The organism is Streptomyces europaeiscabiei, from assembly GCF_001550375.1.
Classification (GTDB): domain Bacteria; phylum Actinomycetota; class Actinomycetes; order Streptomycetales; family Streptomycetaceae; genus Streptomyces; species Streptomyces europaeiscabiei.
The window spans coordinates 1-2,279 of record NZ_LRTR01000326.1 but is presented as its reverse complement, the minus strand read 5'-3'; the positions used below and the strand labels follow the sequence as shown (position 1 = coordinate 2,279).

Annotated in this window: 1 protein-coding gene; it reads left to right on the top strand. The window is 70.4% G+C overall.

Translation table 11 applies throughout. From position 1 onward, the window contains the following. Nucleotides 1–611: 611 nt before the first annotated feature. Entirely contained in the window at nt 612–1,829 is a 1,218-nt protein-coding gene (locus tag AWZ10_RS15960; protein WP_046709129.1) for an acetyl-CoA C-acetyltransferase, read from the top strand. Nucleotides 1,830–2,279 lie beyond the last annotated feature (450 nt).

Sequence of the window (2,279 nt, the reverse complement as noted above, 5' to 3'; positions counted from 1 at the left end):
TGAAGGGCGCGGGTGCGCTGGCGGGTCGGCTCCGGTGGGGCTTCTCGCGCAGTTCCCCGCGCCCCTGAAAGACCGGGCCCCTGCGGACCTGGAAGACGACGGGCCGGTGGGCCCGGAAGGCGACGGGCCGGTGGGCCCGGAAGGCCACGGCCACCGGTGGGCCCGGGAAGCGACAGGCCGGTGGGCCGAAGGCGACGGACCGGTGGGCCCGGAAGGCGACAGGTCGGTGGGCTTGAACGGCGATGGGCCGGTGGGTCCGGAAGACCACGGCCACCGGCGGGCCCGGGAAGCGACAGGCCGGTGGGCCGAAGGCGACGGACCGGTGGGCCCGGGAAGCAAGGGGCGCAGCCCCTGCTTTTCAGGGGCGCGGGGAACTGCGCGACCAGCCCCCACCCACCCGCACTCGCACCTACACCCGCACCCGCACCCACACCCACACCCACACCCACCCGATCACAGCGCACCCCGAGCCACTGAGCGCCCCACCCAAAAAAAGCAAGCGCTTAGAAAAGTGCGGTCGGAGTCACACCCCTCCAGCCGTGACCGAGCCCATACGTACGGGTAACTTCCCCCACAGCCCTGCTTTCCGTTCGCATGCCAATGGAGCCGTGATGCCCGAAGCCGTGATCGTCTCAGCCGCCCGCTCCCCCATCGGCCGCGCTTTCAAGGGCTCGCTGAAGGACCTGCGCCCCGACGACCTGACCGCCACGATCGTCGCGGCCGCCCTCGCGAAGGTCCCCGAGCTGGACCCGAAGGACATCGACGACCTGATGCTCGGCTGCGGCCTGCCCGGCGGCGAGCAGGGCCACAACCTGGGCCGTATCGTCGCCGTACAGCTGGGCATGGACCACCTGCCGGGCTGCACGGTCACCCGTTACTGTTCCTCCTCGCTCCAGACGTCCCGCATGGCTCTGCACGCCATCAAGGCCGGCGAGGGCGACGTCTTCATCTCGGCGGGCGTGGAGGTCGTCAGCAGCACCGCGCGCGGCACGAGCGACATCCCCACCGCCCGCAACCCCCTGTTCGCCGAGGCCCAGGCCCGCACGGAAACCGTCTCCAAGTCGGTGGGCGCCTCCTGGCACGACCCGCGCGAGGACGGCCTGCTCCCCGACCCGTACATCGCGATGGGGCAGACCGCGGAGAACCTGGCCCGCCAGTGGGGCGTGACCCGCGAGGACATGGACGAGTTCGGCGTCCGCTCGCAGAACCTCGCCGAGGAAGCCATCAAGAAGGGCTTCTGGGAGCGCGAGATCACCCCGGTGACCCTGCCCGACGGCACGGTCGTCGGCAAGGACGACGGCCCGCGCGCGGGCGTCACCCTGGAGGCCGTGCAGGGCCTGAAGCCGGTCTTCCGCGAGGACGGCCTGGTCACCGCCGGCAACTGCTGCCCGCTCAACGACGGCGCCGCCGCCCTCGTGATCATGTCGGACACGAAGGCCCGCGACCTGGGCCTGACCCCGCTCGCCCGGATCGTCTCGACGGGCGTCTCCGGGCTCTCCCCCGAGATCATGGGCTACGGCCCGGTGGAGGCGTCGAAGCAGGCCCTGTCCCGCGCGGGCCTCACCGTCGACGACATCGACCTGTTCGAGATCAACGAGGCCTTCGCCGCCCAGGTGATCCCCTCCTACCGCGACCTGGACATCCCGCTGGACAAGCTGAACGTGAACGGCGGCGCGATCGCCGTCGGCCACCCCTTCGGCATGACCGGCGCCCGCATCACCGGCACGCTCATCAATTCCCTCCAGTTCCACGACAAGCAGTTCGGTCTGGAGACGATGTGCGTCGGCGGCGGCCAGGGCATGGCGATGGTCATCGAGCGCCTCAGCTGACCGCCCGCCCGCGCGCGGAGCCGTAACCGTTCGGATGCGCACCGCGATGCCGTGGCCCGGAGTCCCCATCCCTGGGGGACTCCGGGCCATTTTGTGATCCAATCTCCCCCAGGATGTGACCTATCTCCCTCCGGAGAGGGATTTACGCAGGTCAGAGCCGTTTCACCACCAAACATCGGGACCAGATCCCTGCCCGTTTCGTGACGTTACGCACTGACAGCTGGTTAGTCCGCCCTTCAAGCTGATGTAGGAAGTCGGGGGTCGACTTTGAACCGGGAGTACGTCAGTGAGCGCTATGCCGATCGCCTTGCTGCTCACCACGGCCGCCACCGCCGCCGTGGGCGTCGCCGTCCTGCGCACCCTCACGGGGCTGCGCCGAGAGGTAGCTGCCTTGCGCACCGAGCTGGCCGCGAGCCGGGCCACCGGGGTGCGCGCCCCGGTACCGGCGGC

Excerpts from the sequence above, each read along its gene's own strand:
- AWZ10_RS15960 (WP_046709129.1), top strand. The coding sequence starts at position 612 with ATGCCCGAAGCCGTGATCGTCTCAGCCGCCCGCTCCCCCATCGGCCGC.